Origin of the sequence: Terrabacter aerolatus, assembly GCF_007991735.1 — a bacterium.
GTDB lineage: Bacteria > Actinomycetota > Actinomycetes > Actinomycetales > Dermatophilaceae > Terrabacter > Terrabacter aerolatus.
This window is the reverse complement of sequence record NZ_BJYX01000031.1, coordinates 1-15071: the sequence shown is the minus strand read 5'-3', so window position 1 is coordinate 15071 and position 15071 is coordinate 1. Positions and strand designations below refer to the sequence as shown.

The 15071-nt window shown below is 71.5% G+C and carries 13 protein-coding genes; 8 read left to right on the top strand and 5 right to left on the bottom strand.

Going from position 1 to position 15071, the window contains the following annotated elements:
- Positions 1-29: 29 nt before the first annotated feature.
- Positions 30-764, top strand: coding sequence for a PIG-L deacetylase family protein (locus TAE01_RS18650; RefSeq protein WP_147068320.1), 735 nt, complete (start codon positions 30-32; stop codon positions 762-764).
- Between the two features lie 45 nt (positions 765-809).
- Here the strand turns inward: TAE01_RS18650 and TAE01_RS18645 are convergent, their stop codons facing one another.
- Together TAE01_RS18645 and glgA are read right to left on the bottom strand one after the other, a co-directional pair.
- Positions 810-1379, bottom strand: coding sequence for a 1-acyl-sn-glycerol-3-phosphate acyltransferase (locus TAE01_RS18645; RefSeq protein ID WP_186815291.1), 570 nt, complete (start codon positions 1377-1379; stop codon positions 810-812).
- Between the two features lie 45 nt (positions 1380-1424).
- Positions 1425-2627 (bottom strand): glycogen synthase, encoded by a 1203-nt coding sequence (gene glgA, locus TAE01_RS18640; RefSeq protein ID WP_147068319.1) that lies wholly within the window; start codon positions 2625-2627, stop codon positions 1425-1427.
- 102 nt (positions 2628-2729) lie between these two features.
- Here glgA and glgC point away from each other — a divergent pair, with 102 nt between their 5' ends.
- The 5 genes from glgC (at position 2730) to cphA (ending at position 10117) form a co-directional block, all read left to right on the top strand.
- Positions 2730-3986, top strand: a complete 1257-nt coding sequence (glgC, locus tag TAE01_RS18635; RefSeq protein WP_147068318.1) for a glucose-1-phosphate adenylyltransferase — start codon at positions 2730-2732, stop codon at positions 3984-3986.
- Positions 3983-4849, top strand: a complete 867-nt coding sequence (locus TAE01_RS18630) for an LLM class F420-dependent oxidoreductase (protein WP_147068317.1) — start codon at positions 3983-3985, stop codon at positions 4847-4849. The genes glgC and TAE01_RS18630 overlap by 4 nt, the downstream gene beginning before the upstream one ends.
- Before the next feature lie 99 nt (positions 4850-4948).
- Positions 4949-6196: a phosphoserine phosphatase SerB gene (gene serB / locus TAE01_RS18625; RefSeq protein ID WP_186815290.1), complete on the top strand. Its 1248-nt coding sequence runs from the start codon at positions 4949-4951 to the stop codon at positions 6194-6196.
- A gap of 9 nt (positions 6197-6205) precedes the next feature.
- Complete coding sequence (locus tag TAE01_RS18620) at positions 6206-7126, top strand: cyanophycinase (protein ID WP_147068315.1); 921 nt, start codon at positions 6206-6208, stop codon at positions 7124-7126.
- 99 nt (positions 7127-7225) lie between these two features.
- A complete protein-coding gene (gene cphA / locus TAE01_RS18615) occupies positions 7226-10117 on the top strand; it encodes a cyanophycin synthetase (RefSeq protein WP_147068314.1) in 2892 nt (963 codons plus the stop codon).
- Between the two features lie 321 nt (positions 10118-10438).
- Here the strand turns inward: cphA and TAE01_RS18610 are convergent, their stop codons facing one another.
- From TAE01_RS18610 to TAE01_RS18600, 3 genes are all read right to left on the bottom strand, one after another.
- Entirely contained in the window at positions 10439-12700 is a 2262-nt protein-coding gene (locus tag TAE01_RS18610) for a tetratricopeptide repeat protein (protein ID WP_147068313.1), read from the bottom strand.
- Positions 12701-12739: 39 nt separating this feature from the next.
- On the bottom strand, positions 12740-13501 hold the full coding sequence (gene fabI, locus TAE01_RS18605) for an enoyl-ACP reductase FabI (RefSeq protein WP_147068312.1): 762 nt from the start codon (positions 13499-13501) through the stop codon (positions 12740-12742).
- Positions 13502-13582: 81 nt separating this feature from the next.
- Positions 13583-14317 (bottom strand): beta-ketoacyl-ACP reductase, encoded by a 735-nt coding sequence (locus TAE01_RS18600; protein WP_147068311.1) that lies wholly within the window; start codon positions 14315-14317, stop codon positions 13583-13585.
- 139 nt (positions 14318-14456) lie between these two features.
- Between TAE01_RS18600 and TAE01_RS18595 the strand changes: the two genes are divergently transcribed.
- Positions 14457-14723, top strand: a complete 267-nt coding sequence (locus TAE01_RS18595; protein WP_246111457.1) for a DUF3099 domain-containing protein — start codon at positions 14457-14459, stop codon at positions 14721-14723.
- Complete coding sequence (locus tag TAE01_RS18590) at positions 14720-14968, top strand: hypothetical protein (RefSeq protein ID WP_147068309.1); 249 nt, start codon at positions 14720-14722, stop codon at positions 14966-14968. The genes TAE01_RS18595 and TAE01_RS18590 overlap by 4 nt, the downstream gene beginning before the upstream one ends.
- Positions 14969-15071: the final 103 nt, after the last annotated feature.

Below are 15071 nucleotides of genomic sequence, written 5' to 3'. Positions count from 1 at the left end.
AGATCGCCAAGCAACCCTAGATTTGGTCCATGACGGAGCAACCGGAGCTGAAGCCGCTGGACGAGAGCACCTTCGAGACCGTCCTCTGCGTGGCGGCCCACCCCGACGACCTCGAGTACGGCACGGCAGCGGCCGTCGACAAGTGGGTCCGCGCCGGCAAGACCGTCACGTACCTGCTCGCCACGCGCGGCGAGGCCGGCATCGACACGATGCCACCGGAGCAGGCCGGGCCCCTGCGCGAGCAGGAGGAGCGCGCCGGGGCGGCCGAGGTCGGCGTCGACGTCGTGGAGTTCCTCGACGGGTTCACCGACGGCGTGGTCGAGTACGGCCTCCCCCTGCGCCGCGCGATCGCGCGCGAGATCCGGATCCGCCGACCCGACCTCGTCATCACCTCGACGTACGCCGACCGCTTCCCGGGCGGCTTCGCCAACCAGGCCGACCACCGTGCCGTGGGTCTCGCCGTCGTCGACGCCAAGGCCGACGCCGGCAACCGGTGGATCTTCCCGGACCTCGTCGACGAGGGCCACGAGCCGTGGCAGGTCGCGCGCCTGCTCGTCGTCGCGGACCCGGACCCGACCCACGTCGTCGACGTCTCGGACCACTTCGACGCGGCGGTGGCGTCGCTGTCGGCCCACGACGCCTACCTCGCGGCGCTCGGGCCGGACTACCCGAAGCCGGCCGAGCTGCTCGGGATGATCCTCGGCGGCCCGTCCGAGGTCGTCGGGGTGCCGTATGCCGTCACGGGTCGCCTCATCGGCGGCTGACGTCCGCTGCACCTCCGGCAGCGGCCCGCCTGACACGGCCGGAGGTCAGGGTCGAGCCTGCGACTCCTCGCGGAGCCGCGGCTCCGTGCGACGCTCCGGGTGGATCCCCCGCTTGTCGCGGTAGAACGCCCGCACCAGGTCCATATCGGCGACGACATCCGACGTCGCGCGGATGGTCGGACCGAATCCGGCTGTGCGAGAAGGGCCGTCGATGAACGCCAGCGCAATGGGCAGCTGGGCCGACCGAGCGATGCGCCAGAATCCGGACTTCCAGTACTCACCCCTGCCGCGAGTGCCCTCCGCCGCCAGGATGAGCAGGAACGGCTCACCGCTGCGGGCCTCGTGCACGAGCTTCCTCACGACGTCGCCCGGGTTGTCACGGTCGATGGGCAGGCCACCCAGACGGCGCAGGAGCCAGCCGAGCGGACCGCGGAAGAACTCCTTCTTGATGAGGACCCGAGGGGTCACGCCACCGCGCCACATGACCAGCAGCATCATGACGAAGTCCCAGTTGGACGTGTGGGGAGCGCCGACGAGGACGCCGGTGCGGGGCACGTCCCCGACGGCGGTCCAGCCACTGAGGCGCAGCACGATCCGGGCCAGTCGACTCCTCATGGTGCTCCTCTCCGGTCTCGACGACCGGGTACGACCCGGGCGGCGTCAGACGTCGAGGACGGTGCGGTAGACCTCGAGCGTGCGGTCGCCGATGGAGGCCCACGAGAACGCGTCGACGGCCCGCTGCCGGCCGGCCCGACCGAACGCGTGGGCGCGCTCGACGTCGGAGACCGCGTCGTTGAGGGCTGCGCCGAGGTCGGCGACGAACCGGTCGGGGTCGACGGGCGTGCCGGTGCCGTCCTGGACCTGCTCGATGGGCACGAGCCACCCCGTCTCGCCGTCGACGACCACCTCGGGGATGCCGCCCGTGGCCGTGGCCACGACCGCCAGCTCGCACGCCATGGCCTCGAGGTTGACGATGCCGAGCGGCTCGTAGACCGAGGGGCAGGCGAAGACGGTGCCGTGGCTGAGGAGCGCCACCACCTCGTTGCGGGGCAGCATGTCGGGGATCCAGACGACGCCCTCGCGCTGCGCCCGCAGCTCGTTCATCAGTCCCTCCACCTCGGCGAGGATCTCCGGGGTGTCGGGGGCTCCGGCGCAGAGCACGAGCTGCACGTCGGGCGGTAGCTGGGCACAGGCGCGCAGCAGGTAGGGCAGCCCCTTCTGCCGGGTGATGCGGCCGACGAAGACGACGGAACGCTGGTCCGGGTCGACGCCGTGCCTGCGCACGGTCGCGGCGGCCTCGTCCGAGCGGTCGGCCTGCCACTGCTGTGAGTCGATCCCGTTGTGCACCACGTGGACCCGCGCCGGGTCGAGGGACGGGTAGCTCTTGAGGATGTCCTCGCGCATCCCCGCGCTGACCGCGACGACGGCAGCCGCCGACTCGTACGCGGTGCGCTCGGCCCACGACGAGACGCGGTAGCCTCCACCGAGCTGCTCGGCCTTCCACGGCCGCATCGGCTCGAGGGAGTGAGCCGTCACGACGTGCGGCATGCCGCCGAGCAGCGAGGCCAGGTGGCCGGCCATGTTGGCGTACCACGTGTGCGAGTGCACGAGGTCGGCGCCGACGCAGTCGCCGGCCATGCTGACGTCGACCCCGAGGGTCTGCATGGCCGCGTTGCCGTCCGCGAGCTCGGTCAGGTCGGCGTACGCCGTCGTTCCCTCCTCGTCGCGCGGGGCGCCGAAGCAGCGCACCTGCACGTCGATGTCGCCCCGCGAGCGCAAGGCCCGGACGAGCTCTGCCACGTGAACACCCGCGCCTCCGTAGATGGCCGGCGGGTACTCCTTGCTGAGGATGTCGACGCGCACGTTCCGACCCTAGTGCGACGGCGATCCCGAGGCGCGGAAAGCTCTGTCCATCTTGCGTGCTGAACCTGTCGGGTGACCGACCGCTGCCCTAGGGTGGCGTCCATGGCCCGACGAAGCCCAGCAGCTGGTCCGAAAGTCCTCGCGATCGTGCTCGCTGGCGGTGAGGGCAAACGGCTCATGCCGCTCACCGCCGACCGGGCCAAACCCGCCGTGCCGTTCGCCGGCATCTACCGCCTCATCGACCTGGCGCTGTCCAACGTCGTGAACTCCGGCTACCTCAAGGTCGTCGTGCTGACGCAGTACAAGTCGCACAGCCTCGACGCGCACGTCACCAAGACGTGGCGCATGTCGACGCTGCTCGGCAACTACGTGACGACGGTGCCGGCCCAGCAGCGCGTCGACAAGAACTGGTACCTCGGCAGCGCCGACGCGATCTACCAGAGCCTCAACCTCATCCACGACGAGCGGCCCGACATCGTCGTCGTCGTCGGCGCCGACCACGTCTACCGCATGGACTTCAGCGCCATGGTCGACCAGCACATCGAGTCGGGGGCGGCGTGCACCGTCGCCGCCATCCGTCAGCCGATCTCGCTCGCCAACCAATTCGGGGTCATCGAGGTCGACGACGCCGACCCGTCCAAGATCGCCGCGTTCCTCGAGAAGCCGAGCGACCCCAAGGGCCTGCCCGACAACCCCGACGAGGTCCTCGCCTCGATGGGCAACTACGTCTTCACCGCCTCGGCCCTCGAGGAGGCCGTGACGAGCGACCGCGAGACCGACTCGAGCCACGACATGGGCGGCGACATCGTGCCGTACTTCGTCGCCCGGCGAGAGGCCGGCGTCTACGACTTCAAGGACAACGACGTGCCCGGCGCCACCGACCGCGACCGCGGCTACTGGCGCGACGTCGGCACCATCGAGTCCTACTACGACGCCCACATGGACCTCATCTCGATCCACCCGGTCTTCAACCTCTACAACTACGAGTGGCCGATCTACACCCAGCACAGCCCCTACCCGCCGGCGAAGTTCGTGCACGGCAGCGGTGACCGCATCGGCGAGGCGCTCAACTCGGCCGTCTCCCCCGGTGTCGTCGTCTCGGGCGCGCACATCTACGCCTCGGTGCTCTCGCCGCTCGTGCACGTCCACTCGTACGCCAGCATCCAGGGCTCCGTCCTGCTCGACGGCGTCGAGGTGGGACGGCACGCGCAGATCCGCCGCGCCATCATCGACAAGAACGTCGTCATCCCGGAGGGCTGCCAGATCGGCATCGACCACGAGCACGACCGGGCGCGGGGCTTCCACGTCACCGAGACCGGCATCGTCGTGGTCGGCAAGGGCCAGACCGTCACCCGATGACCGACACCACGCCCGCGAGCGCCACCGACCCACGACCGGCGCGGGTCGGCATCCAGATCCCGCCGCAGCACGCCACGTGGGCCCAGATCCGCCGCACCGCGAGCACGCTCGAGGAGATGGGCGTCGACGTCCTGCTCAACTGGGACCACTTCTTCCCCCTGAGCGGCGACCGGGGTGGGCAGCACTTCGAGTGCTGGACGATGCTCGGGGCATGGGCCGAGTCGACCGAGTCGGTCGAGATCGGCGCGCTCGTGACGTGCAACAGCTACCGCAACCCGAGCCTGCTCGCCGACATGGCGCGCACCGTCGACCACGTGAGCGACGGACGCCTGATCCTCGGCATCGGCTCGGGCTGGGCGCAGCTGGACTACGACGAGTACGGCTACGACTTCGGCACCGCAGGTGGGCGCCTCGACGACCTGGCGCGCGACCTGCCGGTCATCCGCGAGCGGTGGACGCGGCTCAACCCCGCGCCCACCCGCGACATCCCGATCCTCATCGGTGGCGGCGGTGAGAAGAAGACGCTGCGGATCGTCGCCGAGCACGCCGACATCTGGCACGGCTTCGGCGGTCCGGACGAGATCGCCCACAAGCACCGGGTGCTCGACGCCTGGTGCGCCCGACGCGACCGCGACCCCCTGGAGATCGAGCGGTCGGCGGGGGTCGCGTTCGTGCCCGGCCGCAACCCCGACCAGTCGGGCGACTACGCCGGCAACGCCCAGCAGCTCCACGACGTCGGGACCCGTCTGTTCACCGCGAGCGTCGCTGCCGCCGACCCGGACCTCGCGCGCGTGCGGGACCTGCTGCAGTGGCGCGACGAGGTCAACGCTGCCCGTCCGGCAGGCGTCGACGGCACCACGTGACCGACGGCACCCTCCCCGGACCTCGCCTGCCGGCATACGACCTGGTCGCATCGCGGAAGGTGACGCGACATCGTCGACGGCCTCACTAGCCTGACCCGGGTGACCGAAGCGAACAGCACGGACGGAACGGACATCCAGACCCTCAGCGTGACCGTCACGGGGGACGACCGCCCCGGAGTCACGGGGACTCTCCTCGGGGCGCTGTCCGGCTTCGACGCCGAGGTCCTCGACATCCAGCAGGTCGTCGTCAACCGGCACCTGACGCTGACCGTCCTGCTGCGCCCCGGCACGCACGTCGACGAGCTGCGCGACGCCGCCGCCGTCGCCGCGCACCGACTCGGGCTCAGCCTGACGGTCGTCGAGGGCACCGGTGTCAACGCGCGGTCGCGCCAGGGACGCGCGGCAGTCGTCGTGCTCGGCGCACCGCTCCGCACCGACGCCGTCTCGCTCGTCACGACCCGCATCGCCGACCACGGGGCCAACATCGACCGCATCCGCCGCCTCTCGCGCTACCCGGTGACGACCGTGGAGTTCGACATCTCCGGCGCCGACGTGGCCTCCCTGCGCACCGAGCTCGCGCTCGTCGCGACGTCCGAGGGGATCGACATCGCGGTCGCCCCAGGTGGGCTCGCGCGGCGCGGCCGTCGACTCGTCGTGCTCGACGTCGACTCGACGCTCATCCAGCAGGAGGTCATCGAGCTGCTCGCGGCGCACTGCGGCCGCGAGGCCGAGGTCGCCGAGGTGACGGCGCGCGCCATGGCCGGTGAGCTCGACTTCGAGGAGTCCCTGCGCGCCCGCGTCGAGACGCTCGCAGGGCTGCCCGCCTCCGTCCTCGACGAGGTGCGCGAGGCCGTGCAGCTGACCCCCGGGGCGCGGACCCTCGTGCGCACCCTCAAGCGGCTCGGCTTCACCGTCGGGCTCGTCAGCGGCGGCTTCATCGAGATCGTCGGCGAGCTGGCCGACGACCTCGGCATCGACCACGCCCGCGCGAACCGTCTCGAGATCGTGGACGGCCGTCTCACGGGCCGTGTCGTCGGCGAGGTCGTCGACCGCGCCGGCAAGGCCCGGGCCCTGAGGGAGTTCGCCGAGGAGGAGGGCCTGCCCCTGAGCCGCACGGTCGCCATCGGCGACGGGGCCAACGACCTCGACATGCTCGACGTCGCCGGCCTCGGGGTCGCCTTCAACGCGAAGCCCGTCGTCCAGGAGCAGGCCCAGACCGCGGTCAACGTGCCCTACCTCGACTCGGTGCTCTACCTGCTGGGCATCTCACGCGAGGAGATCGAGGAAGCCGATCTGGACGACGGCACGCCGACCCAGGCTCCGCCGGTCCCCCACGCCGGTCACTAGGCTGGCGCGATGCAGTCCGAGGATCCATCGTCCGCACCCGCGCACCCGGGCGCCGTGCGCCGAACGTTGCTCATCATCGGAGGCGCCGAGGACCGGGTCGGCCGGTCGGTCGTGCTCAAGCGCTTCATCAAGCTCGCCGGCGGTCGCCGGTCGCACCTCGTCGTCATCCCGACGGCCTCCTCGTACGCCGGCGAGGTCTCCGAGGCCTACCGCGACGTCTTCACCCGGCTGCGCGGCGGCGACGTCTCGGTCGTGCACCCCGAGACCCGGCGCGACTCCGACGACCCGGCGATGGTCGAGGCGCTCGACACGGCGACCGGCGTCTTCCTCACCGGCGGCAGCCAGGTCAAGCTGGCCCAGAACATCGTCGGCACCCCCGTGGGCGACGCCATCGTGCGCGCCTACGAGCGCGGCGCCGTCGTGGCCGGCACGTCGGCCGGGGCGTCGATCATGAGCCGCTTCATGATCTCGCTCGGCGAGGAGGGCCTGACGCCCAAGCAGCGTGCGAGCCAGATCTCCGCCGGCCTCGGCCTCGTCGAGGACGTCATCATCGACCAGCACTTCGACCAGCGCGGGCGCTACGGCAGGCTCATGTCGATGGTCGCCGCCTCGCCGAACCTGCTCGGCATGGGCATCGACGAGAACACCGCGGCCGAGATCCGCGACGGCAAGGTCATGTCTGTCATCGGCGCGGGGTCGATCTTCCTCGTCAACGCCCGCAACGCGATCACCGACGCACCCGACGCGCGTCGCGGGGCCCCGCTCCTCGTTTCGGGCGCGGTCGTGCACTCCCTGCCCACGGGCAGTACGTTCGACCTGGACCACGTCGAGCTGACCGCCTTCGTCGAACGCCACCCGGACATCGAGGGCGCCGTCGTCCCCGCCAAGGTCCGTGCGGCGCGCTCGGCGACGAGCAGCGCCGCTCACTGAGTCCCGTCCGCCCCGCAATGCAGCGCACCCGCCGTCGACCGACCGCCGACGAGGTATGCCGCACGGCACGTCCCGCACGACCCCTGTAGGAGGAGCTCCATGGCCGTCGAGGTACCCACGCCCACAGGACCGGCGCGACCGGACCTGAAGATCCTCGAGACCCGGATCTACCGCGGACCCAACGTGTGGTCCTACCAGCAGGCGATCCACCTCGTCGTCGACCTCGGCAGCCTCGAGGAGTACCCGACCGTCTCGCTCCCCGGCTTCACCGATCGTCTCGTCGAGCTCGTCCCGGGGCTCGAGCGGCACACCTGCTCGCTCGGGCGACGCGGCGGCTTCATCGAGCGCCTGCGAGAGGGCACCTGGCTCGGCCACGTCGCCGAGCACGTCGCGCTGCAGCTGCAGACGCTGGCCGGCCACGACTCGCGGCGCGGCAAGACCCGCGCCGTCCGCGGGAAGCCGGGGCACTACAACGTCGTCTACAGCTACACCGACGAGACCGTGGGCGTCGCGGCGGGCAAGCTCGCCGTGCGTCTCGTCAACCACCTCGTGGACGCCGAGGACGGCTTCGACTTCGAGACCGAGTTCAACACGTTCCTGCGACAGGCCGAGCGCGTGGCCTTCGGTCCCTCCACGGCGGCGATCCTCGAGGAGGCCGCCGCCCGCGACATCCCCTACATCCGTCTGAACTCCGCGTCGCTCGTGCAGCTCGGGCAGGGCGTCCACGCCCAGCGCATCCGGGCCACGATGACGTCGAAGACCGGTGCGCTCGCCGTCGACATCGCCAGCGACAAGGACCTGACGACCAAGCTGCTCGGGTCGGCCGGACTTCCCGTGCCGAAGCAGGAGTCCGCGCGCACGGAGCGGGGCACGATCGAGGCCGCGCGCCGCATCGGGTTCCCCGTGGTCGTCAAGCCGCTCGACGGCAACCACGGCCGCGGCGTCTGCCTCAACCTGCAGACCGAGGAGGAGGTCGCCAAGGCCTTCGAGATCGCCAAGGGCGAGTCCCGGCGCGGCACCATCATCGTCGAGTCGTTCGTCACGGGTCGCGACTACCGCTGCCTCATCGTCGGCGGCCGCATGCAGGCGATCGCCGAGCGCGTCCCTGCGCACGTCGTCGGGGACGGGTCGCACACCGTCGGCGAGCTCGTCGAGATCACGAACGCCGACCCGCGCCGCGGGGTCGGTCACGAGAAGGTCCTGACGAAGATCAAGGTCGACGCCAACGCGCTCGAGGTCCTGGCCGGCCAGGGCCACACCCTGGAGTCCGTGCCGCCGGAGGGCGAGATGGTCAAGCTCGCCCTGACCGGCAACATGTCGACCGGCGGCATCTCCATCGACCGCACCTTCGACGCGCACCCGGACAACGTCGAGATCGCCGAGGAGGCCGCGCGGATCGTCGGCCTCGACGTCGCCGGCATCGACTTCATCTGCCCCGACATCACCTACCCCGTCCGCGAGACGGGCGGCGCGATCTGCGAGGTCAACGCGGCACCCGGCTTCCGCATGCACACGCACCCGACGGTGGGCGAGCCGCAGTTCATCGCCAAGCCCGTCGTCGACCTGCTCTTCCCGCCGGGCGCCCAGTCGCGCGTGCCGATCGTCGCCGTCACCGGCACCAACGGCAAGACGACCACCTCGCGCATGATCGCCCACATCTTCAAGGGCCTCGGGCGCAAGGTCGGCATGACCTCGACCGATGGCGTCGTCATCGACGAGCGCCTCGTCATCAAGGCCGACGCCTCCGGTCCCCGCTCGGCCCGGATGGTGCTGCAGAACCCGCGCGTCGACTTCGCCGTCATGGAGGTGGCCCGCGGCGGCATCCTCCGCGAGGGACTCGGCTACGACCGCAACGACATCGCGGTCGTCACCAACGTCGCGCCGGATCACCTGGGGCTCAAGGGGATCGACACGCTCCGGCAGCTCGCCGACGTCAAGGCCGTCATCGTCGAGGCCGTGCCCCGAGACGGCTTCGCGGTGCTCAACGCCGACGACGTCAACGTGCGCAACATGCGCCGACGCTGCTCCGGCGGGATCGTCTGGTTCACCATGTCGGAGCCGGGCAGCGAGGTGCGTGAGTTCGTCGACGACTACTGCCGTCGCGGTGGTCGCGCCGTCGTGCTCGAGCCGAGCGACCGCGGCGAGATGATCGTCATCAAGCACGGTCGCCGGAGCATGCAGCTCGCCTGGACGCACCTGCTGCCCTCGACGTTCGGGGGCGCGGCCCGCTTCAACGTCGCGAACGCCCTCGCGGCCGCGGGTGCGGCGTTCGCCGCGGGTGCCCCGCTGCACGACATCCGCCAGGGACTGCGCACCTTCGCCACGACGTACTACCTCTCCCCCGGTCGCCTCAACCTCGTCCAGGTCGGCAACGCGGACGTCTTCGTCGACTACTGCCACAACGCTGCCGGCATGAAGGAGCTCGGTGCCTTCGTCGACCGCTACGCGGCACAGAAGGAGGGCCAGTCCGACCTCGGTCGTACGTCACGCATCGGCATGATCGGCGCCGCGGGCGATCGGCGCGACGACGACATGCGCGAGCTCGGCGCCGTGGCCGCACAGCACTTCGACGTCATCGTGGTCCGCGAGGACGAGCGCCTCCGGGGCCGCAAGCCGGGAGAGACGGCCGCTCTCGTCGCAGAGGGTGCCCACGCGGCGATGAAGGACGGCGCCCGCTGTCGTCAGGTCGAGGTGGTCCTCGACGAGCTCGAGGCCGCGCGGCACGTGCTGGCCCGGACCAACCCCGGCGACCTCGTCGTCATGTGCGTCGACCAGCACGCCCTCGTCGTGGCCGAGCTCGAGGAGCGCACCAAGCACGCACAGGCCGGCGCCCGCATCGGCACGCCGGCGGCAGCCACGAGCGACCCCGACCTGGACCCGAGCACCTTGACCGAGACGGCGGAGGCCGAGGGCGAGGAGGCCGAGGGCGAGGCCCTGGGCTCCGTGCCGTCGGACGCCCACCCCGAGCCGGCCGACGACACCGCCGTCTGACCCCCGGGCCTCAAGCCAGCCCACGACCCCGCCCCGGCCGACCGCACCAGGTCCGCCGGGGCGGGGCTGGTGCACCCGCGAGCGCGCTGGCCCGTCCACAACTCCGCCCCGGCGGGGTCGAGACGGCGGCGAACGGCCACAGACCACCACAGCTCCGCCCCGGCGGGGTCGAGACGGCGGCGAGCGGCCCCAGACCACCACAGCTCCGCCCCGGCGGGGTTGTGACGGCGGCGAGCGGCCACAGACCACCACAGCTCCGCCCCGGCGGGGTTGTGACGGCGGGTGTCCCCGCAGCCGGGGACGTCTGGGCGGGACCGGGCGTCAGTCGGCGGCGGGGGCCAGCTCGTCGGCGTAGGCGCGCAGGGCGCGGCGGTAGGCCTGGGTGTCGACGTCGGTCGTGGCCTCCAGCGTGGCCCGGATGAGGTCGGCGACGGCCTGGCGCTCCTGGCCGAGGTCAGCCTGCACAAGGGCGCGCAGCATGAGCGCCGCCGTGTTGTGGGGCCGCGCCTCGAGCACGTCGGCAACGAGGCCCTGGGCCTCGGGGGCACGCCCCACGACCCGCAGGCTGGAGGCGAGCTGGAGCTGGGCGCGGTGCCGGTGCGGCTCGCGCAGACCGTCGGCCAGTGCCTCCTCGTAGAGGCCGATGGCGCCCTGCTCGTCGCCCATCGCGTCCTTGACGCCGGCCAGCTCGAAGACGAGCCGGGCGTCGCCGGGGTGGTCGTCGACGAGCTGCTGCGCCGCGGCGAGGCGGGTCGGCTCGTCGTGGGTCTCCCAGAGCGCGGCGATCTCCGCCTCGAGCTCGTGCTCACCGCGCGCGGCCACGACCTTGCGGCGGATCGAGCGAGCGTCGTCGACCTTGCCGCCGTGCTCGCGGACCCATCGGTCCACCTCGGTGCGCTCCGCGTGGCACATGAGGGCGATGACGTCGCCGTCCAGCGCGTGCGGCACGAGGGCGACGAGGGCCTCGAGCTCGGTGTCGTAGCCGGGGACGTCGAGCACGCCGACCTTGGCGAGCCCCTCGCGGAAGAGGCCGAGCAGGTCCTCGGCCTCACGTCCGCGCAGGTAGTGTCGGGCCACCTTGAGGGCGACCTCTTCGGCGCCGCGGCCGGCGATCTCACCCATGGCGACGATGGCCTCGTCGGCACGGTCACCGGCGCAGCCGAGACCGAGCCGCACGGCACCGCCCGGGGCGGCCAGGCCCCGCGAGACCTCGAGCAGCGCCTCGAGGCCGGCCTCGTTGTGCGCCATGTCCATGATGACCGTGGCCTTGCCACCGCTCGGCAGGGGCAGCGAGTACGTGTTGAGCCGTCCCCAGTTGTGCTCCGGGTCCGGGGCGAAGGTGCGCAGGCCCTCGACGACGGCCGAGCGCGGGACACCGAGGCCGAGGGCGGCAGCCGCGCCGGCCAGGGCGTTGGCGATGTTGTTGTGCGACAGGCCGCTCAGGGTCATCGGCACGTCGACGATCTTGACGAGCCGGTCGGGGTCGCCGTTGGGCGACAGGACGACGATCTCCCCGTCGAGCACCGTGATGCCCCGACCGCCGGAGTTGATCGACTCCCACAGTGCCGGTGACGCGGGGTCGAGGCTGAAGGCCCACGTCTTGGCCTTGATGCCGAAACGCATGGCCCAGACGCGCGGGTCGTCGCCGTTGAGGACCACCCAACCCTGGGGCTTGGTGACCGTCGTGACGATGGCCTTGACCTCGGCGAGCTGGTCGAGGGTGTCGATCCCCTGGAGCCCGAGGTGGTCGGCGCTGACGTTGGTGACGACGCTGACGTCGTTGGCGGTGACACCCATGCCCTTGAGCAGCATGCCGCCGCGGGCGGTCTCGAGGATGCCGATGTCGAGTCCCGGGGTCTCGAGGACACCACGTGCCCCGGCCGGTCCGGAGAAGTCGCCCTCCTCCTTGGTCTCACCCATGACGACCACACCATCGGTCGAGCTCCAGGCGGTGGTGAGACCGGCACTCATGCACATGTGCGCCATGAGGCGGGTCGTCGTCGTCTTGCCGTTGGTGCCGGTGACGGACGCGACGGGCACCGTCGGGGTGATGACGCTGGGGCCGGGGCCGTCGGGTGCCGCGACGATGACGGCTGCGGCCTCCTCGATGACGTCCTCGGCACGTCGCGTCGGGTCGAGCAGCCCGGCCATGACGGCCCCGAGCTGCTCACCGGCCACCCGGCCGCGCGTGCGGTGGACCCACGGGAAGGCGAGCACGACGTCCTCGACCGTCTGGCCGGCCCGCACGCGGACACCCAGGCGCCCCGCACCGATCTCGGTGCCCACCCGGCGCGTGACGGTGCGGATGACCCGCATGACGAAGCGCTGGCGCAGGGCGGTCCCGCGCTTGCCTGGGCGGGCCGAGCGCATGCCGAGGCGACGGGCCAGGGCCTCCGCGTCGGTGCGCTTGAGCTCGAGGTAGCCGGGGACGTGCAGGCTCACCTTGATCGTCGGCCGGGCGAAGTACAGGTTGGGCCCGTCGAGCACCCTGACCTCGTCGACGCGCACCTCGTCCACCGGTGCCGGATCGGCCTCGCGGTCGGTCGGCGTCAGGGGGCTGGACTCGGTCCCGGCGTGAGGCATGGGCAGGACTCTAGCGAGAGCGGCCCGGGGCCTGCGACGTCACTGCCCCATGGCGTGCACGCCGCCGTCGACGTGGACGATCTCACCCGTCGTGGCGGGGAACCAGTCGGACAGCAGCGCCGCGCAGGCCTTGGCCGCAGGCACCGGGTCGTTGACGTCCCAGCCGAGCGGCGCGCGGTCGTCCCAGACCTTCTCGAACTGCTCGAAGCCAGGGATCGACTTCGCCGCGGTCGTGCGGATCGGGCCGGCCGCGACGAGGTTGCAGCGCACGTCGCGGGGCCCGAGGTCGCGGGCGAGGTAGCGGTTGGTCGACTCGAAGGCCGCCTTGGCGACGCCCATCCAGTCGTAGACCGGCCAGGCGAACTTCGCGTCGAAGGTCAGGCCGACGACGCTGCCACCTTCGGGCATCAGGGGCAGGGTCGCCACGACGAGCGACTTGAGGCTGTAGGCAGAGATGTGCAGCGCGGTCGAGACGTCCTCCCACGAGCCCTCGAGGAAGTTGAACGCACCCTGGGGCGCGAAGCCGATCGAGTGCAGCACGCCGTCGAGCCCGTCGACGTGCTCGCGGAGCCGTTCGGCGAGGGTGTCGAGGTGCTCCTGGTCGGACACGTCCAGCTCGATGACCACCGGCGTCTCGGGGAGCCGCTTGGCGATGGTCTGGGTGATCTTCATCGTGCGCCCGAAGGAGGTCAGGACGACCGTCGCCCCCTCCTGCTGGGCGATCTTGGCGACGTGGAACGCGATCGAGCTGTCCATGAGGACACCGGTGATGAGGAGCTTCTTGCCTTCAAGGATTCCCATGCCTGCGACTTTCTCGAGTGGGTGGGGAGGCTTGCTGCACAAGGACGTTGACGGCATACGTGCGTATGCCGTCAGGCGGGGTCAGTGCCCCATGCCGAGGCCGCCGTCGACGGGGATCACCGCACCCGTGATGTAGGCGGCGTCGTCGCTCGCGACGAAACGCACGACCGAGGCGACCTCCTCGGGCGTCGCGAAACGCCCTGCGGGGATGTTGGCGAGGTAGGCCTTCTTCTGCTCGTCCGGCAGGACGGCGGTCATCTCGGTGTCGATGAAGCCGGGCGCCACGACGTTGGCCGTGATGCCGCGTCCGCCGAGCTCGCGGGAGATCGAGCGGGCCAGCCCGACGAGGCCCGACTTCGACGCGGCGTAGTTGGCCTGGCCCGGCGAGCCGTAGAGCCCGACGACACTGCTGATGAGGACGATGCGGCCGCGGCGCTTGCGGATCATGCCGGTGGCGGCGCGGCGTGCGCAGCGGAAGGCACCGGCGAGGTTGGTGTCGATGACGGCGTCGAAGTCGTCGTCGCTCATGCGCATGAGCAGGGTGTCGCGGGTGATGCCGGCGTTGGCGACGAGCACCTCGACGGGTCCGGCGAAGATCTCCTCGGCGGCGGTGAACGCGGCGTCCACGGACGCGGAGTCGGTGACCTCGCAGGTGACGCCCTGCAGGCCCTCCGGCGGCTCGCCCGAGCGGTGGGTGATGACGACGTTGTCGCCGGCGTCGGCGAACGCGCGCGCGATCGCCAGGCCGATGCCGCGGTTGCCTCCGGTCACGAGCACGTTGCGCGCCTCGGTCGTTGACACAGTGCGTTCCTCCATCCGTCCGGCCGCTGCCGGGTCGCTTCAGGGTCGCTGCCCTGCCCCGAAACCTAACGGACTACCGAAGGGTAGACAGCACGGCGGCGCGCGGCTCGGACAGGCTTATGGTGGATGGGTGCCAAGAGCCAAGAACGAACCCGTGGTGCACACCGTCACCTCGGCCTCGACGTCGTCCACGGACGACCAGGACCAGCGCGTCCGCCGCTACCTCACGATGATGGGCATCCGCGTCGCGTGCTTCGGCCTCGTCTTCGTCACGTCCGGTTGGGTGCGGTGGACGGCCGTCCTCGCCGCGGTCTTCATCCCCTACGTCGCGGTCGTGCTCGCGAATGCCGTGAGCCCCCGTCAGCCGGGCAGCATCCAGTCGGTCGTCCCCCGCGACGACACGCAGCGCCTCGAGCGGTGAGCGACCCTCGACCAGCATCTCCCCTGGGCGGCCCGGAGGTCGACCACGTGTGCAGCGCCAAGGGATGCCGGGCGACTGCTGCCCACGCCGTCGTCTGGAACAACCCCAAGCTCCACACGGCCGACCGCCGCAAGGTCTGGCTCGCCTGTGACGAGCACGAGAAGTCCCTCGCCGACTTCGTCGCGCTGCGTGGCTTCCTCATCGAGGTCGTCCCCGTCGGTCAGCTGACCGACGCCGACGGCTGAACGGTCCGCGCCCCGCCCTGCTGACCCCGCCCTGCTGACCCGGCCCTGCTGACCCGGCCCTGCTGACCCGGCCCTGCTGACCCGGCCCTGCTGACCCGGCCCT

Excerpts from the sequence above, each read along its gene's own strand:
- fabI (WP_147068312.1), bottom strand. The coding sequence starts at position 13,501 with ATGGGAATCCTTGAAGGCAAGAAGCTCCTCATCACCGGTGTCCTCATG.
- TAE01_RS18630 (WP_147068317.1), top strand. The coding sequence starts at position 3,983 with ATGACCGACACCACGCCCGCGAGCGCCACCGACCCACGACCGGCGCGG.
- TAE01_RS18650 (WP_147068320.1), top strand. The coding sequence starts at position 30 with ATGACGGAGCAACCGGAGCTGAAGCCGCTGGACGAGAGCACCTTCGAG.
- glgC (WP_147068318.1), top strand. The coding sequence starts at position 2,730 with ATGGCCCGACGAAGCCCAGCAGCTGGTCCGAAAGTCCTCGCGATCGTG.
- TAE01_RS18645 (WP_186815291.1), bottom strand. The coding sequence starts at position 1,379 with ATGAGGAGTCGACTGGCCCGGATCGTGCTGCGCCTCAGTGGCTGGACC.
- cphA (WP_147068314.1), top strand. The coding sequence starts at position 7,226 with ATGGCCGTCGAGGTACCCACGCCCACAGGACCGGCGCGACCGGACCTG.
- TAE01_RS18620 (WP_147068315.1), top strand. The coding sequence starts at position 6,206 with ATGCAGTCCGAGGATCCATCGTCCGCACCCGCGCACCCGGGCGCCGTG.
- TAE01_RS18610 (WP_147068313.1), bottom strand. The coding sequence starts at position 12,700 with ATGCCTCACGCCGGGACCGAGTCCAGCCCCCTGACGCCGACCGACCGC.
- TAE01_RS18600 (WP_147068311.1), bottom strand. The coding sequence starts at position 14,317 with ATGGAGGAACGCACTGTGTCAACGACCGAGGCGCGCAACGTGCTCGTG.